General features: G+C 71.8%; 24 protein-coding genes and 1 pseudogene. 13 read left to right on the top strand and 12 right to left on the bottom strand.

Annotated features, from left to right (window positions below; all coding sequences use genetic code 11):
* Positions 1–167: 167 nt before the first annotated feature.
* From WFJ17_RS12385 to WFJ17_RS12375, 3 genes are read left to right on the top strand one after another with little or no spacing between them, the layout of a single operon-like run.
* Entirely contained in the window at positions 168–1,613 is a 1,446-nt protein-coding gene (locus WFJ17_RS12385; protein WP_336648578.1) for an APC family permease, read from the top strand.
* Positions 1,614–1,655: 42 nt separating this feature from the next.
* On the top strand, positions 1,656–2,516 hold the full coding sequence (locus WFJ17_RS12380) for a MoaF C-terminal domain-containing protein (protein ID WP_336648577.1): 861 nt from the start codon (positions 1,656–1,658) through the stop codon (positions 2,514–2,516).
* Position 2,517: 1 nt separating this feature from the next.
* Complete coding sequence (locus WFJ17_RS12375) at positions 2,518–4,167, top strand: amidohydrolase (RefSeq protein ID WP_336648576.1); 1,650 nt, start codon at positions 2,518–2,520, stop codon at positions 4,165–4,167.
* Between the two features lie 78 nt (positions 4,168–4,245).
* Here WFJ17_RS12375 and WFJ17_RS12370 read toward each other — a convergent pair whose 3' ends face one another.
* From WFJ17_RS12370 to WFJ17_RS12355, 4 genes are all read right to left on the bottom strand, one after another.
* Entirely contained in the window at positions 4,246–4,692 is a 447-nt protein-coding gene (locus WFJ17_RS12370) for an NUDIX hydrolase (RefSeq protein WP_336648575.1), read from the bottom strand.
* A 130-nt stretch (positions 4,693–4,822) separates the two neighbouring features.
* Positions 4,823–5,464, bottom strand: a complete 642-nt coding sequence (locus WFJ17_RS12365; RefSeq protein ID WP_336648574.1) for a hypothetical protein — start codon at positions 5,462–5,464, stop codon at positions 4,823–4,825.
* Positions 5,461–5,823, bottom strand: coding sequence for a PadR family transcriptional regulator (locus WFJ17_RS12360; protein WP_251438555.1), 363 nt, complete (start codon positions 5,821–5,823; stop codon positions 5,461–5,463). The genes WFJ17_RS12365 and WFJ17_RS12360 overlap by 4 nt, the downstream gene beginning before the upstream one ends.
* A gap of 137 nt (positions 5,824–5,960) precedes the next feature.
* Positions 5,961–7,208, bottom strand: coding sequence for an FAD-dependent monooxygenase (locus WFJ17_RS12355; protein WP_336648573.1), 1,248 nt, complete (start codon positions 7,206–7,208; stop codon positions 5,961–5,963).
* A 109-nt stretch (positions 7,209–7,317) separates the two neighbouring features.
* On the opposite strand from WFJ17_RS12355, the gene WFJ17_RS12350 reads away from it, so the two are divergent.
* The 4 genes from WFJ17_RS12350 (at position 7,318) to WFJ17_RS12335 (ending at position 11,950) form a co-directional block, all read left to right on the top strand.
* Positions 7,318–7,899 (top strand): TetR/AcrR family transcriptional regulator, encoded by a 582-nt coding sequence (locus tag WFJ17_RS12350; RefSeq protein WP_336648572.1) that lies wholly within the window; start codon positions 7,318–7,320, stop codon positions 7,897–7,899.
* A gap of 93 nt (positions 7,900–7,992) precedes the next feature.
* Positions 7,993–9,504 (top strand): class I adenylate-forming enzyme family protein, encoded by a 1,512-nt coding sequence (locus WFJ17_RS12345; protein WP_336648571.1) that lies wholly within the window; start codon positions 7,993–7,995, stop codon positions 9,502–9,504.
* A complete protein-coding gene (locus WFJ17_RS12340; RefSeq protein WP_251438559.1) occupies positions 9,501–10,781 on the top strand; it encodes a beta-ketoacyl-[acyl-carrier-protein] synthase family protein in 1,281 nt (426 codons plus the stop codon). Before WFJ17_RS12345 ends, WFJ17_RS12340 begins: the two co-directional genes overlap by 4 nt.
* Positions 10,778–11,950 carry an acyl-CoA dehydrogenase family protein gene (locus WFJ17_RS12335; protein WP_336648570.1) on the top strand — a complete coding sequence of 391 codons (1,173 nt, stop codon included), beginning with the start codon at positions 10,778–10,780 and terminating at the stop codon, positions 11,948–11,950. Before WFJ17_RS12340 ends, WFJ17_RS12335 begins: the two co-directional genes overlap by 4 nt.
* A 114-nt stretch (positions 11,951–12,064) precedes the next feature.
* Here the strand turns inward: WFJ17_RS12335 and WFJ17_RS12330 are convergent, their stop codons facing one another.
* The gene (locus tag WFJ17_RS12330) at positions 12,065–13,558 is read right to left on the bottom strand and encodes a DHA2 family efflux MFS transporter permease subunit (protein ID WP_336648569.1); all 1,494 of its coding nucleotides are present in this window, start codon (positions 13,556–13,558) and stop codon (positions 12,065–12,067) included.
* A 93-nt stretch (positions 13,559–13,651) separates the two neighbouring features.
* Here WFJ17_RS12330 and WFJ17_RS12325 point away from each other — a divergent pair, with 93 nt between their 5' ends.
* On the top strand, positions 13,652–14,326 hold the full coding sequence (locus WFJ17_RS12325; RefSeq protein WP_336648568.1) for a winged helix-turn-helix transcriptional regulator: 675 nt from the start codon (positions 13,652–13,654) through the stop codon (positions 14,324–14,326).
* 48 nt (positions 14,327–14,374) lie between these two features.
* Here the strand turns inward: WFJ17_RS12325 and WFJ17_RS12320 are convergent, their stop codons facing one another.
* The 5 genes from WFJ17_RS12320 to WFJ17_RS12300 are packed head-to-tail and all read right to left on the bottom strand — an operon-like array spanning position 14,375 to position 20,089.
* On the bottom strand, positions 14,375–16,684 hold the full coding sequence (locus WFJ17_RS12320) for an arylsulfatase (protein WP_336648567.1): 2,310 nt from the start codon (positions 16,682–16,684) through the stop codon (positions 14,375–14,377).
* Positions 16,685–17,467 (bottom strand): ABC transporter ATP-binding protein, encoded by a 783-nt coding sequence (locus WFJ17_RS12315; protein ID WP_336648566.1) that lies wholly within the window; start codon positions 17,465–17,467, stop codon positions 16,685–16,687. It abuts the gene before it with no gap.
* Positions 17,464–18,300 (bottom strand): ABC transporter permease, encoded by an 837-nt coding sequence (locus WFJ17_RS12310; RefSeq protein WP_292881826.1) that lies wholly within the window; start codon positions 18,298–18,300, stop codon positions 17,464–17,466. Before WFJ17_RS12310 ends, WFJ17_RS12315 begins: the two co-directional genes overlap by 4 nt.
* On the bottom strand, positions 18,297–19,088 hold the full coding sequence (locus WFJ17_RS12305; protein ID WP_251438566.1) for an ABC transporter permease: 792 nt from the start codon (positions 19,086–19,088) through the stop codon (positions 18,297–18,299). Before WFJ17_RS12305 ends, WFJ17_RS12310 begins: the two co-directional genes overlap by 4 nt.
* A complete protein-coding gene (locus tag WFJ17_RS12300; protein WP_251438567.1) occupies positions 19,085–20,089 on the bottom strand; it encodes an ABC transporter substrate-binding protein in 1,005 nt (334 codons plus the stop codon). Before WFJ17_RS12300 ends, WFJ17_RS12305 begins: the two co-directional genes overlap by 4 nt.
* Positions 20,090–20,308: 219 nt before the next feature.
* On the opposite strand from WFJ17_RS12300, the gene WFJ17_RS12295 reads away from it, so the two are divergent.
* Positions 20,309–20,932 carry a TetR/AcrR family transcriptional regulator gene (locus WFJ17_RS12295; protein ID WP_251438568.1) on the top strand — a complete coding sequence of 208 codons (624 nt, stop codon included), beginning with the start codon at positions 20,309–20,311 and terminating at the stop codon, positions 20,930–20,932.
* Here the strand turns inward: WFJ17_RS12295 and WFJ17_RS12290 are convergent.
* Together WFJ17_RS12290 and WFJ17_RS12285 are read right to left on the bottom strand one after the other, a co-directional pair.
* Positions 20,929–22,413 (bottom strand): annotated as a pseudogene (locus WFJ17_RS12290) (GMC family oxidoreductase). The gene WFJ17_RS12295 and the pseudogene WFJ17_RS12290 sit on opposite strands and share 4 nt — an antisense overlap.
* Positions 22,414–22,416: 3 nt before the next feature.
* Complete coding sequence (locus WFJ17_RS12285; protein WP_251439358.1) at positions 22,417–23,841, bottom strand: aldehyde dehydrogenase family protein; 1,425 nt, start codon at positions 23,839–23,841, stop codon at positions 22,417–22,419.
* Between the two features lie 172 nt (positions 23,842–24,013).
* Between WFJ17_RS12285 and WFJ17_RS12280 the strand changes: the two genes are divergently transcribed.
* The 4 genes from WFJ17_RS12280 to WFJ17_RS12265 all read left to right on the top strand — a co-directional run bounded on the left by WFJ17_RS12280 (position 24,014) and on the right by WFJ17_RS12265 (position 26,813).
* Positions 24,014–24,316 carry a hypothetical protein gene (locus WFJ17_RS12280; protein WP_336648565.1) on the top strand — a complete coding sequence of 101 codons (303 nt, stop codon included), beginning with the start codon at positions 24,014–24,016 and terminating at the stop codon, positions 24,314–24,316.
* 340 nt (positions 24,317–24,656) lie between these two features.
* Positions 24,657–25,769 carry a DUF222 domain-containing protein gene (locus WFJ17_RS12275; RefSeq protein ID WP_336648564.1) on the top strand — a complete coding sequence of 371 codons (1,113 nt, stop codon included), beginning with the start codon at positions 24,657–24,659 and terminating at the stop codon, positions 25,767–25,769.
* The gene (locus WFJ17_RS12270) at positions 25,766–25,993 is read left to right on the top strand and encodes an HNH endonuclease (protein WP_336648563.1); all 228 of its coding nucleotides are present in this window, start codon (positions 25,766–25,768) and stop codon (positions 25,991–25,993) included. The genes WFJ17_RS12275 and WFJ17_RS12270 overlap by 4 nt, the downstream gene beginning before the upstream one ends.
* A 265-nt stretch (positions 25,994–26,258) precedes the next feature.
* A complete protein-coding gene (locus tag WFJ17_RS12265; protein WP_336648562.1) occupies positions 26,259–26,813 on the top strand; it encodes a hypothetical protein in 555 nt (184 codons plus the stop codon).
* Positions 26,814–26,847: the final 34 nt, after the last annotated feature.

Below are 26,847 nucleotides of genomic sequence, written 5' to 3'. Positions count from 1 at the left end.
CTGTGCGCGCTGGCACCATCGTCCTTCGCTCATGGGCAAGCCCGCCGCGCCCGACCGCGGCAGACTCGGCAGAGTCCGATACTGCCGTCTTCCCCGCAGCACACCGTCCGCGCTGCGAAGCCCACCCTGGCCGGAAGATCGCGCCGTCACCGAGCGAAGGAGCCGACGTGACCGCTGAAACCACCCCGCAGACCCATACCGCCCTGAGACAGGGCGCCCTCGGCGTCGCCGGCATCGTCTTCCTGGTGCTCGCGGCCGTCGCGCCGCTGACCGGGATCGTCGTCGTCGCCTCGCTGGTCATCGCGTTCGGCAACGGCGGCGGTGCCCCCGTGTCGTTCTTCCTCGTGGCCGTGATCCTGCTGCTCTTCGCCGTCGGCTACGCGCAGATGTCGAAGCAGCTCGTCAACGCCGGCGGGTTCTACGCGTTCGTGGTCAAGGGTCTCGGGCGCACCGGCGGCATGATCGCGGGTCTCATCGCGACCCTCGGCTACAACTTCTTCGTCGTCGGCACGATCGGCACCAGCGGCTTCTTCATGCAGACGATCATCGCCCAGCTCACCGGCCTCGACATCCACTGGCTGGTATGGGGCCTGCTCTCGATCGCCGTGTGCTTCGTGCTCGCCCGGATCGGCGTGGACTTCTCCTCGAAGGTGCTCGGCGTCTGCCTGGTGCTCGAGGTGAGCATGCTCGTCGTCTTCGACATCTCCGTGCTCGTCCGCACCGGCTACAGCTTCGAGGCGTTCAGCCCGGCCGCCGTGTTCTCCGGATCCCTGCCCATCGGCCTGCTGCTCGCGGCGACCGGCTTCCTCGGCTTCGAGGCGACCGCGCTGTTCAGCGAGGAGGCCAAGAAGCCGCTGCGCACCATCCCGCGCGCCACCTACACGGCGATCACCGCGATCGGCATCATCCTCGGCGTCACCACCTGGGCGGTCGTCAGCGCGATCGGCGTCGCGAAGGCACAGAAGACCGCGGTCGACCACCTCGCGGACGGCGACCTCATCTTCTCCATCGCGCAGACCTACCTCGGCGGCCCGCTGACCACCGTCATGGAGATCCTGCTGCTGGTGAGCCTGTTCGCGGCGATGCTCGCGTTCCACAACTCGGCCACCCGCTACCTCTACGCGCTCGGCCGTGCCCGGATCCTCCCGCACGCCTTCGCCCGCACCCGCGCGACGGGTACTCCGCAGATCGCCGGCATCGTCCAGGCCGGGTTCGCCGCGATCGTGGCCGTGGTCTTCTTCCTCGCCGGAGCCAACCCGATCACCCAGATCGTGCCGGCGATGCTCGGCTTCGGCACGCTCAGCGTGCTGATCCTGCAGGGCCTCGCCGCGCTGTCGATCGTGGTCTACTTCCGCCGCAAGGGCGACGGCCGCTGGTGGAGCACGTTCATCGCCCCCGGCATCGGCTTCCTCGGCATCGCCGCGATCGCGATCCTCGCGATGTTCAACTTCAACATCGTCGCCGGATCCGAGGAGCTCTGGATCAACCTGCTGCCGCTGCTGCTCGTGCTCGCCGTGATCGGCGGCATCGTCTACGCGCAGTATCTGAAGCGCGCGAAGCCCGTCGTCTACGACGGCCTCGCCGCCGACCTGGAGCAGTTCAGCACGCGCTGATCTCCCCCCGACCAGCCCCCGCACCCACCATCAAGGAGCATCATGTCCACCATGAACCCCGCAGACACCTCGACCTGGCTGCCGCTGGACGGCCTCGCCCCCGGCTTCGACGCGAACAAGGCGCCGCACACCACGGCCCTGTCCGGCCGCGAGATCGACGTGACCGCCCCCAACGGCACCCGCATCGCGCACCGGTTCGCCGATGACGAGGTCACCTGGACCTACACCCCCGGCGAGGGCGACCCGACGGCGCCCGCCACCGACACCGACGCGTACGAGGCGATCGAGGTCGACGAGGACCTGTTCTACGTGCAGTTCCACCACCGCTACCTGCCGAACGAGGCCGTCTCCCTCGTGATCGACCTGCGCGCGAGACGCGTGCTGTCGATCATCAGCGAGATCCTGCCGACGCTCGAGCCCGGACGCACCCGCGTGGTGCACCACTTCGGTACCGCGACCATCGACGGCGCCGAGGTCGCCGGCGACGAGCCGCACCCCACGACCGCGCTGATCGGCCGCCGCGTCGAGTGGGTGTACAGCACCGAGCACGCCTACGAGCACGTCTACCTCTCGGAGCGCTGGTACAGCTGGCAGTGCCTCGCCGGTCCCGAGCGCGGGCTCGCCGACACCGACGAGAACAGCGTGTGGGAGATCCGTCCCGGCATCTACGTGTTCGCGTGGCGCGAGAAGGTCATCCCGTGCGCCTCGGTCACGATCGCTGACCATCGCGACGTCACGAAGATCCGCTCGCACGGCGTGCTGTTCGGCCTCGATGAGACCGGCGAGGTGCCCACGCACTTCACCTTCGGCGCGTGGGGCCGCCTGATCTCGGTGACCCACCACTCGCCCGAGCTCGAGCCGGCGAACTTCGGCGCGCAGGACGCCGCCGCGGCCGGGGCCTGACATGACGACCGCCCCCGCCGAGCTCATCGTCGCAGCCGACGTCATCCGCACCCTGGACGCGACCCACCCGACCGCCGAGGCCTTCGCCGTGCGCGAAGGGCGCATCGCCGCGATCGGCTCCCGCGCCGAGGTCGACGCCCTGCGCGGCGACGGCACCCGGGTGCTCGAGCTCGGCGGGGCGGCGGTCTACCCCGGCTTCGTCGACGTGCACAACCACCACGCGCTCGCCGGGCGCACGGAGCTGTTCGAACTCACCCTGCCGCCCTCGCTCACTCTGGACGAGATCCTCGACCGGGTGCGCGAGAAGGCGGCCACTCTGCCCGAGGACGCCTGGATCATCGGCGGCGTGGTCGCCTCAACCCTGCTGCCGTCGCTGCAGAGCACGGCCGTGCGGCTCCGGCTGGACGAGGCGGCGGGGGGCCGCCCCGTCGTCATCGCGGAGGACTCACGGCACAACCGGTGGGCGAGCTCGCGCGCGCTCGAGCTCGCCGGCATCACCCCCGACACGATCCCGGCCGGCGGCGTCACGATCCTCGACCCCGCCGACGGCACCCCGACGGGTGTGCTGCTCGAAGCGGCCGGGATCCCCGTGCAGGAGGCCTACGACCGTTCCGGCGGACTCACCACCGCGCAGCACCGGGCGGCGTCGGCGCACGGCGTGCACCTCGCGAACCGCTACGGGATCACCGCGTTCCAGGACGCGGGCGTCTCCATCGACATCCTCGGCGCCCTCCGCGACCTCGACGCAGACGGCGAGCTCGACGCGTGGGTGGTGTCGTCGCTGCTCGTCAACGACGAGATCTTCGGATTCGACCCGGTCGGATCCCCGCTCATCGCGCGCGGCGAGGAGTTCCGCACCGCGCACCACCGCCCCGACTTCGTGAAGATCTTCCTGGACGGGGTGCCGCCGGCGCGCACCGCCTCGTTCCTGGAGCCCTACGTCGCGGACGCGGTGCACGGCGCGCACTTCCACGGCGAGACCACGATGACCTTCGACGAGCTGCACGGCTGGCTGCGCCAGGTCGCCGAGCGGGGCCTCGGCGCCAAGGTGCACTGCACGGGCGACGGCTCCGCCCGGCTCGTGCTCGACGTCGCCGAGCGGCTGCGCGCCGACGGCTTCACCACGCCGATCCAGATCGCGCACGGGCAGTTCCTCGCGGACAGCGACATCCCGCGCCTCGCCGCGCTCGACGTGGTTGCCGACATCTCGCCGTTCATCTGGTTCCCCGGCATCATCCCGCAGATGCTCACCGAGGTGCTCGGCGAGCGCGCGGAGCATTCCCAGCCGAACCGCGCCCTCATCGACGCCGGAGCCCTCGTGGCCGGCGGATCCGACTGGCCCGTGAGCGAGTCGCCGAACCCGCTCGAGGGCATACAGGGACTCGTCACCCGGGCGGATCCGCTGCGCCGCGCGCCCGGCACGCTCTGGCCCGAGCAGGCGATCACCGCCGAGGAGGCGCTGCAGGTGTTCACCCGCAACGCCGCCGTCGCGATGGGCCTCGGCGCGGAGACCGGATCCCTCGAGGTCGGGAAGTCGGCGGACTTCGTCGTGCTGGACCGCGATGCGATCGCGGGCCCCGCCGACGCCATCATCGACGCCCAGGTGCTCGCGACCTGGTTCGCCGGACGCGAGGTGTACGCGGCGGACTGAGCCCGGCCGCCCGACGAGAGACCACCGTCCGCAGGAGACCCGCGTGCACACGCGGCCCCTCCTGAGGACAGTGGTCTCTCAGTCCGCGGCGAGGGGGTGCCAGTGGCGGTCCTGCAGGTCGGCGACGTCGATCCAGGAGCCGTCTCCGCGCGGCGCGGCGGACGACTCCCACACGCCGAAGTGCGCAAGCGGTGCAGGCCAGGCATAGCCGGAGACCGGCCGACCCACGACGTTGCGCACCGCGCCGACGAACCGGATGCCGGCATCCGCGCCGACGATCTCCTCCGCGAGTGCGCGGATGGTGCCGGTCCCGTCCTGATCCTCGTCGGGCACGATCCGCATCGGCAGATCGAGCCGGCCTCCGTCCGCCCGGGGAGTGCAGAAGACCAGATCGGCCCGACGCAGCAGCAGCCGCACGACGCACAGGGGCCGCGGCGGCGCGGCGCATCGGATCACCTCGGCGCGGCCGCCGGGCGGCAGCCAGGGTGCGTTCGCCGTGACATGGATGACGGTCTCGGCGCTCACCTCGCGAGCGTAGCGGTGCACGCCTGACTCGGAGATGTACGCGATCTTCGGATCCTTTTCGCGGATCCCTCCGACGCAGGCGTACGACTCCGAGCCTGGCGCCCGGGTTCCGGCAGGGAGCGGCGCGCCGTCAGCGGCGCGGGACGTCCCGCCCTCGCAGGCGCCAGAGCAGCCAGGCGGCGCCGACCGGGATCGTGAAGAACCCGAGCAGGATCCCGCTGTGCCACATCGCGAGCCCCGAGGGCAGCAGCGGATTCACGGCGCCGGGACCCGAGGCCGACCCGCCGACCTGCCAGAGCGCGCCGAGGAGCGAGACCAGCCCGATGACGACGCCGACCGCGAGCGGCAGCAGGATCGCCACCGCCTTCTCCCACCGCCACCAGAACCGGCTCGACGTGACCAGCGCCACCCCGATCACCCATCCGCCGACCGGGAACAGGAAGGTGCCGATGCCGAGCACGAGGGCGCCGACGATCGCGAACCACTTGGTGTCGACCATGGCCGACTTCACCGGCGGGGCGGGTGCCGGGGACACGACGACGACCGGTGCGGGCGGGGCGGATCCCGTCTCCTCCTTCGCGGCTGCGGCGATCCGCGCCGGATCCCCGAGCTGCGCGATCCTCCGCCGCGTCTCCGCGGCGTCGAGCCCGTCGAGCTCCTCCGCGACGCCGCTGCGCAGCTCGTTCGCGACCCGCCACGGCAGATCCGCGATCGCGGTGTCGAGTCGTCCCAGGTAGTCCTCGCGCAGGCTCTGCGCCTCGGCCTCGGTCATGCTTCCCCCTCTGCGGTCGCCCGCGCCGCCGGCGGGCTCTCTGCGATCAGACCCGCCACGCTGCGCGCGAACGGCGTCCAGGATGTCCGGAACTGCGCCAGCTGCCGCACGCCGTCCTCGGTGAGCTCGTAGTAGCGCCTCACGGGACCCGACTCCGAGGGGCGCTCGAACGTGCGCACCCAGCCGCTCTGCCGCAGCCGCGACAGCAGGGGATAGAGCGTGCCGATGCTGGCGATGAGGCCCTCGGCGATCAGCCGCTCCGAGAGCTCCCAGCCGTACATCGGGCCGCGCGCGAGCAGGCCGAGCACGCAGTACTCCACCACGCCCTTGCGCATCTGCGCCCCGACGTCCGCTGTCATGCCTGACAAGCTATCTTGCATCGCAAGAGGATGCAAGGCGCACGGAGCGCCGGTCGCAGGCCGAGTGCGCCCCGAGTGCGGGCCGAATGCGGGCCGCGCCCGGGCCGTCTCAGGCGGCGGCGCGAGTGCGGGCCGTCTCACCCGGCGGCGCGGGCGGCGTCCGCCCCGGCCACCGGCAGCGGGAGAGCATCGGTCGCGTTCTCGGCGAAGGCGCGCTTCATCAGCGGACGCAACGGCCGGGACAGCATCACGCGGGTCGTGAGCCGGCCCAGCACCGCTCCCGCGCGCGACGCCGGGACCGCGCGCTCGAGACTGCCGAACGGGATCTTCTTGCCGTCGGCGATGAAGGGCTCGATCCGCCGCGCGTAGCGGGCGAGCGCCGCGGGCACGTCCTCCGCGCACGCATCGGAGAGCTCGCCGGCGAGCACGTACGCCCCCACGAGCGCCATCGCCGTGCCCATGCCGCTGAGGGGCGTTCCGCAGTATCCGGCGTCGCCCACGAGCGCGACGCGGCCGTTCGCGACGTCCGGCACGTCGACCCTCGCGAGCTCGTCGAAGTAGAAGTCCTCCGCGTCGCCCATCGCCGCGAGCACGGCGGGCGCCTGCCACCCGGCACCCTCGATGAGCCGGCGGATCAGCGCCTCCTGCGCGGCGCGATCGCCGCGCAGCGCGGCATCGTGACCGACGCGCAGCGTGAGCATCGCCTTCGACGTCGCCGGATCCCGGTCGGGGCGGATCCCGAGCATCGCGCCCGGCACGATCCGCATCGAGAACCAGCCGTCCTCGATGCCGGCCGGAGTGGGCATCGTGAAGAACGCCGCGTAGCCGCCGAGCCGCGTGGCGAAGCCCCCCTCCGGCCCGAAGGCCAGCCGCCGCGTCGCCGAGTGCACCCCGTCGGCGCCGAGGACGGCGTCGAAGCGCTCCGTTCCTCCCGACCCGAAGCGCACCTCGACACCGGCGTCGTCCTGCATGAGCGCCTCGATCCGGTCGCCGTAGCGCAGCGAGAGGAGCCCCGGAGACGCTGCGGCGGCCTCGGCGAGCGCATCCAGGAGCACCTGGTTCAGATCTCCGCGGGCGATCTCGACGTCGGCGACCGCGCCGCGCCCGTCGAAGAGCTCGACCGGCATGCGTCCGTAGGAGCGCCCGCGTCCGTCGACGTAGACCATCCCCTTCTCGTGCAGCCGGCGGGCGCCGATGCCGGGCATGAGCCCCATGCGCTCCGCAGCCTCGCGGCTCGCGCCGCGCAGATCGACGGCCTGGCCACCCGGGCGCGGCCCGGGCGCGCGCTCGACGACCGTCGTGCTGATCCCGCTGCGGACGAGCTGCAGGGCCGTGGCGATCCCGGCGATGCCGGCGCCGGAGATGAGGACGTGGGGTGCGGACATGACGTTCTCCTCGGTACGAGTGATTTAGACGTTTGTCTAAGACATATGTCTACACGAGCCTGAGACGCGTGTCTAGTACAAGCGTCTAAATCCTGCCTAGGATGACGGCATGGGAAATCGTGAGGATCTGCTCGCCGGAGCCCGCCGCGTCATCGTCGAGCGGGGCGTCGCGAACGCCACCGCCCGCGACATCGCCCAGGCCGCGGGGGTGAGCCTCGCGGCGATCGGGTATCACTTCGGCTCGAAGGATCAGCTCGTCACCGAGGCGCTCCTGGACACGCTGGGCACCGGGATCGGGGACGGCATGGAGGCCGCCATCGTCGAGGCGAAGGACCTCCCCCGCCTCGCCGGTTTCGCCGCCCTGTGGAACCGCATGCCCGACGTGTTCGCGGCCAACCGCGAGACCCTGCTGGCCAGCATGGAGAACGCCGTGCGCATGATGCGGGACCCGTCCGCGCTGACCCGCATGCAGGCCGCCGTCGAGGAGGGGTACCGGGGCGTCGCCGAAGGCCTCGTCGCGGCCTACCCCGACCTCACGCCCGAGCAGGCGCTGGCGCTCGGGCAGCTGGAGTTCGTGCTCTCCCAGGGCCTCGGGATCCTCTGGCTGCTGAGCCCCGAGGGACGGATCCCGGACGGCGACACGCTCGCGTCGGCGGTCGCCCTCCTGCACGACGGGGCCGGCGCGGACTGACTCGCGGCGGTCCTGCGCCCGCCGCCCGGTCCTACACTGGATCGGGAAGCCGGACCCGGGCCGGCCGCGCCCGCGTCACGGGAAGGGTGGGTCATGCCGATCACCACGACCGTGCTCTCCACCGCCGCGCGGCATCCTGCGCAGCCCGCCATCGTGGGCGCCGACGGCGTCCTCGACTACGCCGGCCTCGTCGAGGACTCGCGTCGCGTGTTCGCCGTCGTGGACGCGGCGCATCGCGACCAGGCCGCCCCTCCGGCGCCCGCCCCGGAGACCGCGGGCATCCCGATCACCGCGGTCAGCATCGCGAGCGCGTTCCACGCCGCCCGGATCGTCGCGGGGCTCGCCGGATACCGCGCGGTGTCCGCGACGATCGACCCGCAATGGCCGCTCGCGCACCGCGTGCACGTCGTGACCGCCGCGGGGATCGGGCTCGTGATCAGCGACGACGCCGCCTTCGCGTCGGCGCTCGGCGACGCCGGATGGAGCGGCACGGTGCTCCCCCTCGCCGAGTTCCTTGACCGCGAGCAGGCGGCGATCCCTGCGGATCCCCCGACGGCCCGCGACGGCGACGAGGCGTTCCTGCTGCTGTTCTCCTCGGGCACCACGAGCGACCCGAAGGCGTTCCTGAAGACCCGGCGCCAGTACCGCGAGAACGTCGCCGTCTCGAGCGCGCACCTCGAGCCGCGCCCCGGCGTCGAGACGCTCGCCCCCGGACCCCTGTCGTACAGTCTCACGCTGTACGCGCTCATCGAATGCCTCGCGACCGGCGGCGGCGCCCACCTCGCCGACGCGTTCGACGCCGCACGCCTGGCGGACCGCGTCGCGACCGAGGGGATCACCCGGATCGTCGCCGTGCCGGCCGTGGTGCAGGTGCTCATCGATGCGGCCCGCCGCGACCCGCACGCGTTCGCCGGGCTGGACCTCGTCGTGACCGGCGGGGCGAACCTCCCCGCGGCGCTGCGCGACGGCCTCGCCGCCGCGCTGCCGCACGTGCGCCTGATCAGCTACTACGGCGCCGCCGAGATCGGCTTCATCGGCGACAGCCGGGGAGGCGACGGCACGCTGCTGGACGTGTACGAGGAGGTGGCGGCCGAGATCCGCGACGATTCCGGACAGCCCGTGCCCGACGGTGAGCTCGGCACGCTGTGGATCCGCGCCGCCGCCTGCTCGGACGGCTACCTCGCCGCCACGACGGACGCCGTGCTGCGCGGCCCCGACGGCTGGGCGACGGTGCACGACATGGGCCGGATGACGGAGGGGCGGCTGCAACTGGCCGGACGCGCGGGCGACATCGTCGCCACCGGCGGTCACAAGGTCTCGCTGCCCGAGATCGAGCGCGCCTTCGACGGCATGCCGGGGCTCGGCGCGGTGTGCGCGATCGCGCTTCCCGATCCGCGCCTCGGCGCCGTCGTGGCGCTCGTGGTCGAGGGCGCGTCTACCCCGTCGAAGGCAGACCTGCAGGCCTGGGCGCGCGACCGCCTGGCCCCGCAGTTCGTGCCGCGTCGCTGGTACCGGCTCGATCGGATCCCCCGCACCGCGGGCGGCAAGATCCGCCGCCCCGAGACCACCGCGCTCATCGAGCGCGGCGAAGGGGTCCGGCTGTGACGGCCGGCCGGCGCGTCGTCGTCACCGGCCTCGGCGCCCTCACGCCGAGCGGGCTCGACGTGCCCTCGCTCTGGGAGGCGGTCGTCGCGGGCCGCAGTGCGATCACGGCGCTCGACGCCCCGGAGTTCGAGGGCCTGGCCGTGCGGATCGGGGGCGCCGTGCGCGGCTTCGATGCGACCGGCCTCGTGGAGCCGCCGCTGAGCCGCCGCCTCAGCCCCGCCCAGCTCTGGGCGATCGCCGCCGCGGATCAGGCCCTCGCCCAGGCCGGTGTCGACACCGCCGCCCTGCGCGCCGGTGCTCCGCTCCCCTGGGACGCGACCCGCACCGCCGTCCTCGCCGCGACGGGATCCGGTCCCATCGACCAGATGCAGGCCGCCACCCGCGCGATCGACGCGCGCGGCCCGCGCGGCGTGCCCCTGAGCCTGGTCGTTCACGGCGCCCCCGACGCAGCGGCCGCCCTGCTCAGCGAGCGCTACGGCGCGCGCGGCACGGCGCACGGGGTGACGGCGACCTGCGCGTCCAGCGCGATCGCCCTCGGCGACGCGCTGCGCCGCATCCGCCACGGCTATGCCGACGCCGTGCTCGTGGTCGGCATGGAGGACTGCCTGAACCCGGTCAACCTCGCCGCGAACGCGAACCTGCGCGCGCTCGCGAGCGGCTATGAGGCGGATCCGGCCGCGGCCAGCCGTCCGTTCGACCGCGGGCGCCGCGGCTTCGTGATGGCCCAGGGCGCCGCCGCGCTGCTGCTCGAGGCCGAGGACTCGGCCCTCGCCCGGCGCGCCGAGCCCCTCGCCGTTCTCTCCGGGTTCGGCGAGTCGAGCGACGCGCACCACCCCACGGCCCCGCATCCGCAGGGCCGCGGAGCCGCGGCGGCCGTCGCCGCGGCTCTCGCCGACGCCGGACTGGATCCGCATGCCGCGGACGGCATAGACCACGTCAACGCGCACGGCACCGGCACTCCGGTCGGCGACGCGGCCGAGCTCGCGGGGCTCCACGCCGTCTTCGGCGACCGCGCGCGGCGGATCCCGATCACGGCGACGAAGTCGAGCACGGGGCACCTGCTCGGCGCGTCCGGGGCCGTCGAGGCGGTCCTCGCGATCCAGTCGCTGCGGACCGGCCTGATCCCGCCCACGATCAACCTCGACGACCCCGAGTTCGCGGACTGGGACATCGTCCGCGAGGCCCGTTCCGTCGCGCTGCGCCGGGTGCTGTCGCCGTCGTTCGGCTTCGGCGGCCACAACGGCGCCCTCATCTTCGAACACCTGGAGGCACGATGACTGACCGTCTCACCCGCCACGCCGAGCTCGCCGAGCGGTATCTCCCGGACGATCTCCTGGAGCGGTTCCGCGAGCGCGCGGCGGTGTATGACCGCGAGAACCGGTTCTTCGACGAGGACTTCGCCGAGCTCGCCGATCGCGGCTATCTGCTGCTGTTCGTGCCCGAGGAGCACGGAGGGCCCGGACTGAGCCTCGACGAGGTCTCCCACCTGCAGCAGCGCCTTGCGACCGCGGCCCCCGCGACCGCGCTCGCGGTGAACATGCATCTCATGTGCACCGGCGTCGCGAAGGCCCTGGCCGACCGCGGCGACCACTCCCTCGACGTCGTGTTCACCGAGGCGATGGCGGGCGAGGTCTTCGCGTTCGGGATCAGCGAGCCGTCCAACGACTGGGTCATGCAGGACTCGAAGACCGTCGCGGTCCCGCAGCCCGACGGCGGCTACACACTCACCGGCGTCAAGATCTTCACCTCGCTCTCCCCCGTCTGGACGCGCCTGATCACGCACGGCAGGGACGACACGGATCCGGAGGAGCCGATGCTCGTCTACGGCTTCCTCGAGCGCGGAGCAGAGGGCATCGCCGTGTCCGACCAGTGGGACGTGATGGGCATGCGCGCCTCGCAGAGCCGGGCCACGATCCTCACCGACGTGCGCATGGAACCGGAGCGGGTGAACCGCCGCATCGCCGTCGGCCGTGTGCCGGATCTGCTCACGTTCGCGATCACGAGCAACTTCCAGCTGCTGATCGGATCCGTCTATGCGGGCGTCGCGCGCCGCGCGCTCGATCTGGGAGCGGCGGGCCTGAAGAAGCGCCGGTCGGCCAAGGCGGGCGCGACCTACGCCGAGGTGCCCGAGTCGCGCACCCGGCTCGCCGACGCCCACCTCGATTACCTGGCGGTCCCCGCGCAGCTGGAGGCGTACTGCCGCGACTTCGACGAGCGCGTCGATCACGGCGCGCGCTGGCCGCTGCTGCTCGTGAGCGCACGCCTGAACGCCTCGACCGCCGCCCGTCGCACGGCGGAGGCCGCCCTGATGTGCACGGGCGGGGCCGGCTTCGACAACGGCCACGAGCTGAGCCGGCTGTACCGCGACGCGACGGCGGGGCTGTTCCATCCGCCGAGCGCCGACGCCGCCCGCCCGATGTACGCCGCCGCCCTGCTGGACGACTGACCCCCGCGCGCGCTTGCGCGCCCTCCTCCGTCGAGGCCCCCTCGCAGCATCCGGGCCCCCTCGCAGAGACGTCTGTGCGAGGGGGCCCGGGTTCTCCGAGGGGGCGTCGACGGTTCAGGCAACCGCCTCCGGCGCATCCGGCGCTTCGGCGGCCGCGGGCCGGCGCACGCACAGGGCGAGTGCGATGACGACGAACGAGAGGATCGCTCCGGCGAGGAACGCGAGGTGCGAGCCGTGCGCGGCGGCGGCCGGCGAGGGCAGCTCGAGGTTCGCCGCCCCCGTGGTAGCGACGCCGGTGGCGTAGAGGGCCACGAAGATCGCGGTGCCGGCCGCGCCGGCGACCTGCTGCAGCGTCGCGATCGTGGCGCTGCCGTGGGAGTAGAGGTGCGGAGCGAGAGAGCCGAGCGAGGAGCTGAACGCCGGGGTGAACAGGAAGGCGAGCGAGAGCATCAGGACGATGTGCGCGCCGAGCAGAACCACCCAGGACGAGTACTCGCCGAGACCCAGCGCGAGGGTCCACAGCGACGCGGCCAGCCCGAGCGACCCCGGGATCACGAGCGGACGCGGCCCGAACCGATCGTAGAGCCGCCCGACGGAGGGCCCCGCGAGCCCCATCAGCAGTCCTCCGGGGAGCAGGATCGCGCCCACCCACAGCGGATCGAGACCGAGCGTGTAGCGCGCGAACTGGGGCAGCACGATGAAGGCGCCGAACAGCGAGACCATGCCGACCGTCATCATCGCCACCGCTACGGCGAAGTCCCGCGAGCGGAAGGTCCGCAGATCCAGGAGGGCCGCATCGGTGCGCTGCAGGACGGCCTGCCGCCAGCCGAAGAGGCCGAGCGTCAGGAGCCCGACCACGATCGGGATCCACGGCTGCAGCGCCGCCTGGCCGACCGCCGCCGCGCCGATCTGGCTGAGACCGAACACCAGGGCCGAGAAGGCGAGCGCAGCGAGCACCACCGAGAGCACGTCCAGCGGGACGGCGCGGGTCTCCGACACGTTCGGGATCCGACGGATCCCGATGGCGAGCATCGCGAGCGCGATCGGCAGCATCACCCAGAACAGCCCCTGCCACGGCAGCACCTGGATGAGGGCGCCGGAGACGATGGGGCCGACGGCCGGAGCCACCGACATGACGATCGAGACGCGCCCCATCACCCGGCCGCGCTCGTGGGCGGGAACGATCGTCATCACGGTCGTCATCATGAGGGGCATCATCACCGCCGTGCCCGTGGCCTGGACGACCCGTCCGACGACGAGCATCTCGAAGACCGGCGACAGGGCGGCGATCACCGTGCCGACGACGAAGCTCGACATCGCGAGAGCGAACACGGTACGGGTGCGCAGGCGCTGCATCAGCCATCCGGTGGTCGGGATGACGACGGCCATGGTCAAGGCGAACGCCGTGGTGAGCCACTGCCCGCGCGTCGCATCGATGTGCAGGGACTCCTGGATGCGAGGCAGCGCGACGGCCATCATCGTCTCGTTCAGGAACACGACGAACACGGCGGCGAGGAGCAGCCGCAGCGCGGTGCGGTTGCGCGCCTCCCGGGCGGAGCCGGCATCCGACGAGGCGTCGACCTCGGGCGGGGCGATGGTGGCGGTCATGTCCTTCTCCTTCTCCTGGGGAGCCCGAATCCGGGTTACTGCAAAAAATAAAGCACACTACAAATAATGAAGTCAAGTGGTAATCTGAGATCCATGACGAATCAGCACTACGGCCAGTTCTGCGGCCTGGCCCGCGCGGCGGAGATCGTGGGGCAGCGCTGGACGCTGCTGATCCTGCGCGACCTCAGCGTGGGGCCGCGACGCTACTCGGATCTCGCCGCCGGCCTCCCGGGCATCCCCACCAACACCCTGGCGACCCGGCTCAAAGAGCTCGAGGACGAGGGCATCGTCGAGCGGGCGGCCCCGGTCGGCGCGGAGCGCTCCGTCGTCTACGGCCTCACGCCGCGCGGCCAGGAGCTCGGACCGGCCCTGGAGGCGCTGTCGCGCTGGGGCGCGGGCGGGATGCGCCTGCCCCGTGAGGGGGAGATCGTGACGACGGCGTCGATCACCGCGGCGCTCCGGGTGGCGGCGGGTGACACGGTCGTGCCCGCGGACTGGGACACGACGTACAACGTGCGGGTCGGCGAGGTGGAGTCGCACGTCGTGATGCGCGGCGGCGCCATCACCGCCGACCCCGGGTTCGTCGAGCACGCCGACCTCGAAATCACCGCAGGGCCGGGGATCCGCGATGTGCTCGCCGGGACACTGAGCGCACAAGACGCGGTCGCCACCGGCGCGGTCGAGCTCGCAGGCGACCCCGCGCTCTTCGAGCGTTTCGCCGAGACCCTGCGCGTCCCCTACAGCGCGAACCTCCTCGCACCGTCCTGACTCCGGGCGCGGATGCGGCCTTGCCTGCCGACGAAGACCCCGCGCACCTCAGTCCACGAGGTCGCGCATCTCCTGCTCGATCGCGCGGAGCACGGTCGCGTCCTCGGGTGACGACTCCCCCGGCACGTAGCGCAGGGAGAGGATCCGGCCGCCGGAGAAGCGGAAGGAGCGGTGCCGCTCGTAGATCTCCCAGTCCACCGGGCCGCCGTAGTCGTAGCCCACGCTGATGCCGGTGAACGGGGCCATGCCGACGAGCATCGGCACGTCGTCGAGGCTGATGCGCTCGACGCCGTCCACATCGAGCGCGAGGCTCCAGCGCAGACCGAGGTCGGCCCGCACCCGCAGGACGATGCGGTGACGGCCGGATCCCGGAGCGCTCGTGCGCACGCGGCGCATCGCGCCGTAAGCGTTGTAGGAGAGCAGCAGCTCGTCGCCGTCCAGGGCGAGGAGGTACCCGCCGCCCTGGTCGCCGTGCGCGAGCAGGACGCCCTCCGCGCCGGGGCCGAGGTCGAGCTCGGCGTGAACCTCGAAGGAACGCAGCACGGTGAGCCGCGCCGAGCGGAACCGCTCGAGCGGCGGACGGAACGGCACGAGCTCGACCGGCTCCGAGAGCGGGGCCTCGGTCCCGGGGCGCACCGCGTGCAGGGTGCCGTCGTCGTCCAGCGGGAACACGGTGTTGCGCCAGGCCTCCTCGCGCCAGCGCTCCGCGAGCGCCCGCACCTTCGAGGGCTCCGTCGCCGCACGATCGCGCGTCTCGGTCGGGTCGCTCGGCAGGTGGTAGAGCTCCCACGTGCCCCCGGCGGCGCCCTGGGCGCGCGTCGGCGGGATCGGCGAGACCGCCTTCCACTCCCCCTCGACCAGCGCCCGCCGGCCGACGCACTCGAAGTACTGCTGCTCGCGCCCCGGCGCGGCCGGATCCGCGAGTATTCCGGCGATGCTGTCGCCGTCGACCTCGGGGGCCTCCGCGCCGTTCCATCGCTCCGGACGCGCGACGCCCGCGAGCTCGAGCAGCGTCGGGGCGAGATCGGAGACGAAGACGAACTGGTCCCTGAGTCCGGGCGAGGCCGCGCCGGCGGGCCAGGAGATCACGAGCGGGGCATGCACTCCGCCCTCGTAGGTGCTCGACTTGAACGACCGGAACGGGGTGTTCGACACCCGGGCCCAGCCCGTCGGGTACTGCCCGTAGAGCCGGGGACCGCCGATCTCGGAGAGTTCGCGGGGCACGTCGTTCACCCATCCCTCGGGCACCGCCCCGTGCAGCCCGAACTGGGAGAAGTAGCTGCGCGTGCCGGTCGGGCCGCCCTCGGCCGTCCCCCCGTTGTCGCTCGCGATCACGATGATCGTGTTCTCGCGCTCGCCCAGCTCGTCGAGCCGGGCGAGCAGGCGCCCGACGCTCTGATCGATCTCGTCGACGGCGGCGGCGTAGACCTCCATGTGGCGGGCGAAGAGCGCCCGCTCGTCGGGGCCGAGGTCGTCCCAGTGCGGGATCCGGTCGCCGTCCGCGAGCGGATCCCCGGGCAGCTCGGCATGCGCGGGCACGATGCCGCGGGCGCGCTGACGCGCGAAGCGCTCCTCCCGCACGGCGTTCCAGCCGCGCTCGTAGTGGCCGCGATAGCGCTCGATGTCCTCCTCTTTGGCCTGGATCGGCCCGTGCACCGAGGTGTGCGCGTAGTAGAGGAAGAAGGGCTTGCGGCGCTCGTTCACGCGGAGCTCGTCGATCATCCCGATCGCGCGATCGGTCAGCTCGTCGGTGAGGAAGAAGCCCTCCGGGAACTCGGCGACGTCGACCACCGAGTTGTCCTGGACGAGCCGGTGCGGGTGATGCAGCGAGGTGAAGCCGTCCATCGACCCGAAGTAGCGGTCGAAGCCGCGCTGCAGCGGCCACGACGACCGGTCCGCGCCGTCGTGCAGCCGCGACTCGACCGTCAGGTGCCACTTGCCGACCATGAAGGTCGCGTAGCCGCCGGCGCGCAGCGACTCCGCGAGCGTCGGCGCATCCGCCGGCAGCTCGCAGGCGAACCCGGGGTAGCCGGGATCGATGTGGGCGACGAAGCCGAACCCGGCCCGGTGCGGGTTCAGTCCGGTGAGCAGCGCAGCCCGGGCCGGGGAGCACATGGGCGCCGTGCGGTAGTTCGTGAACAACCAGCCGTCGGCGGCCAGGCCGTCGATGACGGGCGTCCGGATCTCGCCGCCGAACGGCCCGAGGTCGCTGAAGCCGAGGTCGTCGACGAGCATGACGACGATGTTCGGCGCCCCCTCGGGCGCGGTCGGCCGCGCCCGCCAGGCGGGATCCGATTCGGAGGTGAACTCGCCGATCCGCCCGGGGAAGCCCTCGTAGCCGCGAGCAGCGCGGTCCATTCAGCCCGCCTTCCGGATGAGGCCGAAGATGCGGGTGCGGAGCTCGGCGAACTTCGCCGTCGCCCGCGTCTCCAGCTGGTCGCGAGGACCGCCGAAGTCGATCTCGATGATCTCGGTCACCCGGGCGGGCCGCTCGCCGAGCACGATGACCCGATCCGAGAGGTACACGGCCTCGTCGATGTCGTGGGTCACGACGAGGATCGTCATGCCGAACTGCTCGCGGATCCGCAGACACAGATCCTCGAGCTCGAACCGGGTCTGCGCGTCGACGGAGGCGAAGGGCTCGTCCATCACGAGCACCTCGGGACGGTAGGCGATCGCGCGGGCGATCGCGACGCGCTGCTGCATGCCGCCGGAGAGCTGCCACGGGTACTTCGCGCCCGCGCCGGCGAGCCCGACCGCGGCGAGCGCCGACGTGATGCGCTCCTCCCGTTCCGCGGCGCTCAGCCGGAGGTGGCGGAGGGGCAGTCGCACGTTCTTCTCGACCGTGAGCCACGGCATGAGCGAGCGCGTGTACTCCTGGAAGACGAGGGCCATCTCCTCGGGCGGCCCGTCGATCTCCTTCCCGTCGATGCGGGCGGATCCGGCCGTGATCGGCTGCAGGCCGGTGAGGCACTTCAGCAGCGTGGTCTTGCCGATGCCGGACGGCCCGACGATGCAGGCCACCTCGCCGGCCTGCACGTCGAAGGTGAGGTCGGCGATGACCGGCACGTCACCGCTCTTGGTGCGATAGGTCTTGGCGAGGCCCTGGACGCTGAGCCGGGGGCTGGTGGTAAGGCTCATTCGCTCTTCTCCAGTTGTTGTGAGGCGATGTACCAGCGCAGGACGGCGCGGCGGAATAGGACGAACAGGGCGGTGGACAGGTAGCCGAGCACGCCGAGCACGATGATGCCCGCCCACATGTCGGCGATCGCGAAGGACTGCTGCGCGAGCAGGGTCGCGGCCCCCAGGCCCGCGGAGGATCCGAGCATCTCGCTCGCGATCATCACGACGAACGCGGTGATGAGGCTCACCTGCATGCCGGAGAGGATCCGCGGGCTCGCGGCCGGCAGCGTCACCTGGAACAGCCGCTCGGTGCGGGTGAGCCGATAGACCCGCCCCACCATCTGCAGCGTGGGCTCTCCCGCCCGCACTCCGTCGATCGTGGAGATGAGGATCGGGAAGAGCGCCGCGAGCGAGATCGAGAGGATGCGCGTGCCGTTGCCGAAGCCGATGAGCGAGACGAAGATCGGCACGAGTGCGACCGGCGGGATCGCCCGGAAGAAGTGGATCGTCGGCTCGACGAACCAGCTGAGCGGGGCGATGAGCCCCAGCGCGCACCCCAGCAGCACGCCGACGACCGTCGCGATGAGGAACGACACGACGAGGTTCAGCACCGAGATGCCGATGTCGCCGAGGAACGCGGGGGTTCCGATGAGCTCGCCGAGGCGGGTGAGGATCGCGGACAGCGGCGGGAAGAACGTGTTCGTGGATCCCGCCGAGGCGATCCACCACAGCGCGATGAGGACCACGGGGACCGCGATCTCGACGAGGATCAGCAGCCAGCGCGGCGCGGAGCTCAGCCGGCGCCCGCGCCGGAGCCGCGCGCTGGTCTGCACGGAGGTGGTGAGGGTCATGCGTGTTCCGCCTTCCGGTACTGCGGGTGCCAGTGCAGGAGCCGGCGCTCGCCCCACTGGCTGAGCCCCTGGATGAGCAGGCCGAGCACGCCGAGGATCAGCACGTAGCCGAACAGCTCGGGCTGGTTGCCGGAGATCTGCGACATGAGCAGGCTCTGGCCCAGCCCCGGTCCTCCTCCGAGGAGGCCCGCGACGACGGCGATGACGAGCGAGGTGGGCGCCGCGACCCGGAGCGCGGTGCCGATGTACGGCAGCGCGCTCGGGATCACGATCCGGGTGAGGATCTCGCCCCGGCTCATCCCGTAGGACGCCCCCGTCGCGCGGGCCACCGGGTCGGTGTCGAAGACGCCCGCGGAGGACTGCACGGCGATGGCGATGAAGGAGCCGAAGAAGACGAGGAAGGTCCCCATCCCCGACGTGGGGCCGAGCACGAGCACCACGACCGGGAGGATCACGATGGGCGGGATCGGCTTGAGGAACTCCAGCGGCACCCTGGTCGCGTGCATCGCGAGCGGAGAGGATCCGATCGCGATGCCCAGCAGCACGCCGACGATCGCGGCGGCGATGAGCCCGGTGAGGGCCATGACCAGGGTGTCCGCCGTCGCCTGCCAGAGCTGCGGCGTGCCCAGCAGCCGGCCCGCCGCGCCCAGCGCCTCGAGGGCGGAGGGCAGCGGCGCACCGGCGAGCGGGCCGACCGTCGCGGCCAGCTGCCACACCACGAGTGCGGTCAGGGCGCCGGCCGCGCCGAGCAGCGCAGGGAGGATGCGGGAGCGGGTCACGGTCGTCACTTCGTGAGGATGACGCCCGTGAGGTCGACCGGCTTCTTCAGGAACCCGAGATCCACCATCTTGTCGTTCGGGCGCTGCAGATCCTGCTCGGTCACCGTGGCGGGCCAGACCGGAACCTTGACCTCGTCGACCGAAAGCGTCGACTTCGTGTAGGCGAGGCCGGCCTTGATGGCCTCCTCGGGATGCGCGGTCGCGTACTCGTTGGACTTCGCGATCGCGCGCTGGAAGGCGCTGACGACGTCCTTCTTCGAGGTCACGGTCGCGTCGCCCGCCGTCCACAGCCCGGTCGCACCGGTCTCGAAGAAGCCGATCGACGGCGCGGCGAGCTGGGGGTTGCCCGCCGAGAGCGCCTGCGCGGTGAAGGGGCTGACCAGCCCCGCCGCGTCGACGTTGCCGCTCTTCAGGGCGGCGACGGCCGAGGTGAAGTCGAGCACGACCCATTTGACGCCCGTCGCCGGGTCGATGCCGTTCTTCTTGAGCTGCTCCGCGATGACCACCTCGAGCTGGGCCTTGCGGGCCGGGATCGCGATCGTCTTGCCCGCCAGTTCCTTCACCGAGGTGATGCCGCTGGACGCGCTCGCGAACAGGCCGGTGTCGTCGAACGCCGCGGGGTCGGAGGCGCTCGTCGCCGCATCCGGGTAGCCGTCGGCGGGGGCGACGACCTTCATCTTCACGCCCTGGCTGAGAGCGTTGAGCAGCGGGATGCTGGGCGAGTACGCGATGTCGACCTGGCCGCTCTGGGCGGCGGCGAGGCCGGCGGGCGGGTTCGCGACGATCGAGGTCTCGATCTTGAGCCCTTCATCGGCGAAGAACCCCTTCGCCATCCCGGTCAGCAGGCTGCCGTCGGAGGTGAGCCCGATCGTGGCGACCTTGACCGTGGTGAGATCGCCCTTCTTCCCCGGTTCGGCGCTGCCGGAAGAGGACGAGCAGCCGGCGAGGGCGGCGGCCGCGCCGACGGCGACGACCGCGGCGGCGACACGGAGTGCGCGCGTGATGTGCATGTGTGCTTCCTGTCAGAACGAGGGATGGGATCTCGGAGCGGAGGCGTCGCTGCGGTGCGACTTCATCGTCTTTAATCACCACTTGGTCACTTAAATATCCAGCAAGGCGTTAGTGTTGTCAAGATGTTTCGGAATCTTACGTGTCCAGGTGGACACGAAAGATGACCCGGCGCCCCGGCGCCGCGCCCCTAGGATCATCAGGATCGGAGGAGGACTGACGTGCCCAAGATCGTTGACCACGACGAACGGCGGGACCACATCGCGGATGCGGCCACGAAGGTGATCGCCCGAGAGGGCTTCGAGCGCGTCACGATGCGCCAGATCGCCGCCGAAGCCGGCTACACGCACGGAGCGATCGCGCGCTACTTCCCGACCAAGGAGAGCCTGCTCACCGCGTCCTTCGTCCGCCTCCACGTGCAGGCCAACGGACGGATCCTCACCGAGGTCGCGGGCAAGCGCGGCCTCGACGCCCTCGAGCAGATGTGCCGCGAGATCCTGCCGTTCGGAGACCTCGGCCCCAAGTACGCCCGCGTCGTGATCGCCTTCTGGGACCACGCCTCGCAGGACACCCGGGTCACCCAGATCCACCGCGAGAACAACCAGCGCTGGCGGGACCAGTTCCGCCGCTTCCTCGTCGAGGCGCGGGAGGACGGCGAGCTCGCCGCGCATATCGACATCGACACGGCGGTCGGCGAGGTCGCCTCGCGCAACGCCGGCTGGCAGATGGTGTCGGTGCTGCTGCCCGAGGTCGCAGGCGACGAGCGCATCGAGGCGGGGCTGCAGGCCCTGCTCGCGGAGCTGCGGGGCCGGACCCCGGACGGGCCCGGCCCCGCAGACTCCTAGTCCGCGTCCTCGAGCAGGAACCGCGCACCGCGCTCGCCGATCACGGCGGCGGGGGCGTTCGTGTTGCCCGTGGTGATCGTCGGCATGACCGAGGCGTCGATCACGCGGAGCCCGGCGACGCCGTTCACCCGCAGGCGCGGATCCACGACGGCGTCCGGATCCGTGCCCATCCGGCAGGTGCCGACCTGGTGGTGGTACGTGATCGCGGTGCGGCGCACCCAGTCCTCGACATCGGCATCCGTCACCTCCGCGCCGGGGTAGGCCTCGGTCGCGCCCCACTCCCCCGCGAGCGCGGGCCGGGCGCCGATCCGGCGCGCCTGGCGCACGGAGGCGGCGAGTGCCGCCACGTCGCGGTCGTCTTCCAGGGCCGCGAGGTCGATGAGGAGCGGATCCTCGACGCCGGCGCCGGACAGGCGCAGCGCGCCTCTGCTGTGCGGCGTCACGAGGCCCGCCATGAGCGTGAAGCCGTCGCCCGGACCGTGCGCGCCGGGACGCGGCTCGAGCTCGCCCCACATCGGCACCGAGAAGTGGATCGGCTGGGTGTCGGGCTCGGCGAGGCCGTCGCGCGAGCGCCAGAACAGGTGCGTCTGCGTGACGGACACCCCCGGCTGCGGTGCACCGACGGGCTGCGCGGTCGTGAAGATCACCGGGGACAGCAGATGGTCGTGCAGGTTCGCGCCGACCGCGGGGACGTCCCGGAGCACCTCGATCCCCAGCGCCTCGAGGTCCTCGCGCGGGCCGATGCCGCTGCGCAGCAGGATCGCGGGGCTGCCCAGCGCACCGGCGGCGAGGATCACCTCGTCCGCACGGAGCTCGGATCCATCGCTCAGCCGCACGCCCACGGCCGCGCCGTCCTCGACGATCACGGACTGCACCTCGGCATCCGTGACGATCCGCAGGTTCGCCGCATCCTCGACCGGGCGCACATACGCCATTCACGTGTTGACACGACGTCCGTCGCGCATCGTGACCTGCTCCTGGGAGACGCCGTCGAGCGTGCCGCCGTTGTAGTCGGGGTTGTGCTCCAGCCCCTCCTCGACGGCCGCGTCGATGATCGACTGCTGGATCGGGACGAGCGCGTAGTCGTCGGTCACCGGGAGCAGGTCGTTCTCGATCGCGTCGTAGACCGGTTCGACCTCGGCCCAGCCCCAGCCGGTGGCGCCGGAGCGCTCCCAGCCGTCGAAGTCGGAGGCGGCGCAGCGCACCCAGATCATCGCGTTCAGCGCGTGGGATCCGCCGGTCACCTTCCCGCGCGGCAGGTGCAGCCGGCGGCCGGCCGCGTGCTCCTGCGGCACCGTGAAGTAGTCCCAGTCCTCGGCGGCGTGCCAGAGCTCGCCCGCACGGGAGGGGTCGTGGATCGCGGGGTTGGTGTCGTAGCCGCCGGCCTCGATGAGCGTCACGTCGTACCCGGCGTCGACGAGACGCCGGGTGACGATGCTCCCCGAGGTGCCGGCTCCGACGACGATCGCGGAGCGGGCCATGGCTCAGGCCTTCCGGCCGGGTCCGGAGACGACCTGGGGCACGGCGACGGACTTGAGGCCCGCCACGCCGAACTCGAGCCCGTAGCCCGAGCTCTTCACGCCTCCGAACGGCACCATCGGGTGCAGCCCGCCGTGCGAGTTGATCCATACGGTGCCGGACTGCATGCGGGTCGCGGCCTCACGTGCCGCCTCGGGGTCGCTCGACCACACCGAGGCGCCGAGGCCCACGTCGACCGCGTTGGCGAGCGCGAACGCCTCGTCCACGTCGGAGTAGCGGATGATCGGCAGCGCCGGCCCGAACTGCTCCTCCTGCACGAGCGCGGCGTCGTTGTCGATGTCGGCCACGATCGTCGGCCGGTAGAACAGCTCGCCGAGCTCGGGGGCGGCCTCGCCGCCGGTCACGACGCGGGCGCCCCGGGCCTTCGCGTCCTCGACGAGGCGCGAGACGATGTCGAACTGCTGCTTGTTCTGCAGCGGGCCGAGGACGTTGTTCTCATCCAGCCCGTTGCCGATCGGCACGTTCGCGGCGATGCCGGCGAGCGCATCCACGACCTGGTCGTAGAGCGAGTCGTGCACGTAGAGCCGCTTCATCGCCGCGCAGGTCTGGCCCGTGTTGATAAACGCGCCCCAGAACAGGTCCTCGGCGATCGCGGCCGGGTCGGTGCCCGGCAGCACGATGCCCGCGTCGTTGCCGCCGAGCTCGAGCGTCAGGCGGGCGAGGTTGCCGGCCGAGCTCTCGATGATCTTGCGGCCGGTGGCCGTGGATCCGGTGAACATGATCTTGTCGATGTCGGGGTGCGCGGCGATCCGCGCGCCGACCTCGCGATCGCCGGAGATCCCGATCAGCACGTCGGCGGGCAGCACGTCGTTCATCACGGCGAGCATCGCCAGCACGCTGAGCGGGGTGTACTCGCTGGGCTTGACGACCACCGTGTTGCCCATCCGCAGGGAGGGGCCGATCTGCCAGATCGTGATCATCAGCGGCCAGTTCCACGGGCCGATCGCACCGACCACGCCGGCCGGCTTGTAGACGAGCTCCGCGTGCAGGTTCTCGTCGTCCACGAGCACCTCGGGCTCGAGCACCGTGGTCGCGTTCGTGCGCAGCCAGGCAGAGCACGCGCCCAGCTCGAACCGCGCGTTCGGACCGTTCAGGGGCTTGCCCTGCTCCCGCGAGAGCAGGAGCGCGAGCGCCTCCGCGTTCGCGTCGATCGCGTCGGCGGCGGCGAGCAGCAGCTCGCTGCGCTTCGCGTGGCCGAGCGCCTCCCAGCCCGGCTGCGCGGCCTTGGCGCGGGCGATGGCGTCGTCCAGATCGGCGACGGTCTGCACGGGGGCGCGGCCGATGACCTCGCGCGTGGCGGCGTCGGGGATGTCCCGCCCGCTGCCTTCCGGGGCCTGGATGCGGTCGAGCAGCGCGGACGCGGCGGACATGTCGGTCATCGGTCTCTCCTTCGAGTATGCGGACGACGATGCGTCCTCCCATTGTGGGCGCGTGCGGGGTGCCGGGGCTTGTCATCCAGTGCACGGCGCTCGTCCAGCCGCGAAGGGATCCGGATCCGATCCGTCCGTTTCCGCCCCGGATCCCCGGCCCTAGAATCTGCGCATGACGAGCAGCATCGAAGTGACGGGGGCCGACGGCGAGTCGATCGTGTACGACGGCGCGACGGTCACGAAGTTCAAGCACCACGGCAAGCTCGAGACAGCCCGCAATCCGGTCTCGACGTACCGGGAGGTGCGCATCAAGGAGCGCACCTCGCTCTTCGGCAAGACGCGCGATCCCCGCGAGTTCGAGGTGCTCCTGGCGATGTCGTCGATCATGTCGCTGACCGTCGACGAGGCGGGCAAGGCGCAGGTCGAGGCGCTCGCCGCTGTGCTGGCGGAGCAGCAGTCCGGCGCGGCCGGCTGAGGACGCCCGCAGTCCGCAGTCCGCAGCGCGGGGCGATGCGTACGACGCGAGGGGCCGGCTGCCCAGAACCGGTCCGTCCCTCACGCGCCTGCAGAGGACGAGCCTCTCGGGCGGAGGAAGCACGCGCTCGGGCGCGAGGTGCCCAGGTCCGGGGGCACGATTACCCAGGGCCGGCCGCCGGGTACCTGGGCAGCCGAGCCCTACCCAGCCGGGCCGATCGGAGATCCGGCTCCTGCTGATCCACCCCTCGCCTTCATCACAAGGAAATTCCCAGGTCAGGCGATCTTCTTGGCTGTGGATAACTTTCGAACGGATCATCGATTCTCGGTAGAATCGGGGTATGTCCAGCACCCTTGATCCGCTCCTGGAGGCCACTCAGCTTCTGGTGGATGCGTGGGGTGATGCTTCCTCTGGTGCGGGTCTGTCGCGGGCGCGGCTGGTGGCGGTGAATGAGGCGATCGGGCGGGTGAAGCGCACCGCGGATGGGGTGCATGCGGAAGTGGCTGCCCGCTTGGCGGAGGAGTCGCGGCCGGAGCTGGGGCCGCAGTCGTTGGCGAGGCAGCAGGGGTTTCGGAACACGGCCCAGTTGATCGCGACGACCACCGGGGCGTCCACGGGTGATGCGGCCCGGCTGGTCAAGGTCGGGGAGGCGACGGCGCCGCGGGCGAACCTGGTCGGGGAGCATCTGCCGGCGAAGTTCCCGGCCGTGCGGGAGGCGCTGGTCGCGGGACGGATCGGGGCGGCGGCGGCCGGGGTGATCGTGTCCTTCCTCGATCGGATGATCGTGAAGGTGGGACGCGGGGTCGCCGGGGAGGCGGAGAAGTTCCTCACCGAGAAGGCGCCGGGGCTGTCGCACGATGAGGTGCGGCGGATGCTCACCCGGTTGGAGGCACACCTGGACCCGGACGGGGTGGCACCCCGGGAGGAGGAGCTGCGGGCCCGGGCGTCGGTGACCCTGTTCGAGCGGGAGGGGATGCTGCATGTGAACGCGGTCCTGGACCCTGTGCGGGGTGCGGCGGTGAAGACCGCGATCGGAGGGTTCGTGTCGGCCGAGTTCGCCGCGAAACGCGACGGCCGCGACCCGAACACGCCGGACGCGGACCGGCGCACCGTCCCGCAGATCCAGGCCGACGCGCTCGTGCATCTCGCCGAGCACGCCCTGACCTGTGAGGGCAAGGGGACCCTGAACGGGGCGACGGTGATCGTCCGCGTGAACGCGACCGACCTGGAGGCAGGGACCGGGTTCGGGCTCATCGACGGGCTCGACCAGCCCGTCAGCATCGACACGGTCCGCCGCATGGCCGGCGGGGGCGGGGTGAGCCGGTGGGTGTGCGGGGAGGACGGGGAGATCCTGCACTGGGGCGGGATCGGCGGTTGTTCAGTCGCGCGCAGCGCCTCGCCCTGGTCGAACGCGACGGCGGATGCGCGTTCTGCGGGCTCCCACCCGCAATGACGAAAGCGCACCACATCGCGTGGTGGGCCCGCGACCACGGCGAAACCGACCTCAACAACGGGGTCCTGCTGTGCGAGACCTGCCACCACCTTGTCCACGACAACGACTGGAGCATCCGCGTCGACGGCACCGGCATCCACGCGAAGGTCTGGTTCCTGCCCCCACCCGGCACCAGTGCCCCACCCCGCCCCGGCGGCAGAGCACGCACCGAAAAACTCGCCTGAAACACGAGCCCGGGGTGGCGTCCCTGTGGGGTCGTCGAGCGAAGACGTCGAACACCACCGCCCTCCCGGCGTCGTCGAGCGAAGACACCGAACACCACCGCCCTCCCGGGCTCGTCGAGCGAGGACGCCGAACACCACCGCCCTCCCGGCGTCGTCGAGCGAGGACGCCGAAGGCGACCGAGGCGAAACGCCGGTCTCCTCCGGATCAACGGCGCCCTACGGCGAGCGCTGGCGCCCGTCCTCCGGCCGGGTTAGGTTCTGAATCATGAAACGCGCCGCGACGATCGCCTGGGCGACCGCGGGGGTCGCTGCGGTCGGGATCGTGGCGCTCATCGCCTCGCCGCGGGTCTCCCCCGCGACGGCGGCACACCCTGTCAGATCATCGGCGTCGAGCACGGCCGGCCCGACGCCGGGCGGCACGTCCACGCCGACGCCCGACCCGGATCGCGTCATCTGGCTCGGCGACGGGATCAGCGTGAAGGCCGGGGACCTCCCGAACGGATGCACGACCTACTCGAAGATCCAGATCTTCGACGTGGGCGCGCACAGCTACGGCCGGCTCGTCGGAGACCCCGACGACCGCGGCCCCTCGGCGGGCGCGACCGGCACCGTGAACCGCGACGCCGGCGGAGACATCCTCAGTTACACGGCCGCTCCCGGTGACGACATCTGGTCCATCGGCGACCGGCTCTGCACGAACCCGCTCATGATCGGCCGGTACAACCACGTCGGCTCGGACCCTGGGGAGCACACCCTCCAGCCCGGCGAGACCGTGGTGATCCGCCCCGACATGAACGTCGAGTGGACGCCAGGCGCCTGACCCCCGGAAGCCACAGGCTGACGCCCGAAAGCGG

Origin of the sequence: Microbacterium sp. MMO-10 (assembly GCF_037148715.1) — a bacterium.
In the GTDB taxonomy this organism is placed as follows: domain Bacteria; phylum Actinomycetota; class Actinomycetes; order Actinomycetales; family Microbacteriaceae; genus Microbacterium.
The sequence above is the reverse complement of the archived record's forward strand: the minus strand, read 5'-3'. Positions and strand labels throughout refer to the sequence as shown.

What these genes read in the sequence shown, in the direction of transcription:
- WFJ17_RS12330 (WP_336648569.1), bottom strand. Translation starts at nt 13,558, where the DNA reads ATGACCGCCACCATCGCCCCGCCCGAGGTCGACGCCTCGTCGGATGCC.
- WFJ17_RS12380 (WP_336648577.1), top strand. Translation starts at nt 1,656, where the DNA reads ATGTCCACCATGAACCCCGCAGACACCTCGACCTGGCTGCCGCTGGAC.
- WFJ17_RS12375 (WP_336648576.1), top strand. Translation starts at nt 2,518, where the DNA reads ATGACGACCGCCCCCGCCGAGCTCATCGTCGCAGCCGACGTCATCCGC.
- WFJ17_RS12300 (WP_251438567.1), bottom strand. Translation starts at nt 20,089, where the DNA reads ATGCACATCACGCGCGCACTCCGTGTCGCCGCCGCGGTCGTCGCCGTC.
- WFJ17_RS12320 (WP_336648567.1), bottom strand. Translation starts at nt 16,684, where the DNA reads ATGGACCGCGCTGCTCGCGGCTACGAGGGCTTCCCCGGGCGGATCGGC.
- WFJ17_RS12265 (WP_336648562.1), top strand. Translation starts at nt 26,259, where the DNA reads ATGAAACGCGCCGCGACGATCGCCTGGGCGACCGCGGGGGTCGCTGCG.
- WFJ17_RS12270 (WP_336648563.1), top strand. Translation starts at nt 25,766, where the DNA reads ATGACGAAAGCGCACCACATCGCGTGGTGGGCCCGCGACCACGGCGAA.
- WFJ17_RS12345 (WP_336648571.1), top strand. Translation starts at nt 7,993, where the DNA reads ATGCCGATCACCACGACCGTGCTCTCCACCGCCGCGCGGCATCCTGCG.
- WFJ17_RS12310 (WP_292881826.1), bottom strand. Translation starts at nt 18,300, where the DNA reads ATGACCCTCACCACCTCCGTGCAGACCAGCGCGCGGCTCCGGCGCGGG.
- WFJ17_RS12360 (WP_251438555.1), bottom strand. Translation starts at nt 5,823, where the DNA reads ATGACAGCGGACGTCGGGGCGCAGATGCGCAAGGGCGTGGTGGAGTAC.
- WFJ17_RS12275 (WP_336648564.1), top strand. Translation starts at nt 24,657, where the DNA reads ATGTCCAGCACCCTTGATCCGCTCCTGGAGGCCACTCAGCTTCTGGTG.
- WFJ17_RS12335 (WP_336648570.1), top strand. Translation starts at nt 10,778, where the DNA reads ATGACTGACCGTCTCACCCGCCACGCCGAGCTCGCCGAGCGGTATCTC.
- WFJ17_RS12325 (WP_336648568.1), top strand. Translation starts at nt 13,652, where the DNA reads ATGACGAATCAGCACTACGGCCAGTTCTGCGGCCTGGCCCGCGCGGCG.
- WFJ17_RS12350 (WP_336648572.1), top strand. Translation starts at nt 7,318, where the DNA reads ATGGGAAATCGTGAGGATCTGCTCGCCGGAGCCCGCCGCGTCATCGTC.
- WFJ17_RS12280 (WP_336648565.1), top strand. Translation starts at nt 24,014, where the DNA reads ATGACGAGCAGCATCGAAGTGACGGGGGCCGACGGCGAGTCGATCGTG.
- WFJ17_RS12315 (WP_336648566.1), bottom strand. Translation starts at nt 17,467, where the DNA reads ATGAGCCTTACCACCAGCCCCCGGCTCAGCGTCCAGGGCCTCGCCAAG.
- WFJ17_RS12365 (WP_336648574.1), bottom strand. Translation starts at nt 5,464, where the DNA reads ATGACCGAGGCCGAGGCGCAGAGCCTGCGCGAGGACTACCTGGGACGA.
- WFJ17_RS12355 (WP_336648573.1), bottom strand. Translation starts at nt 7,208, where the DNA reads ATGTCCGCACCCCACGTCCTCATCTCCGGCGCCGGCATCGCCGGGATC.
- WFJ17_RS12285 (WP_251439358.1), bottom strand. Translation starts at nt 23,841, where the DNA reads ATGTCCGCCGCGTCCGCGCTGCTCGACCGCATCCAGGCCCCGGAAGGC.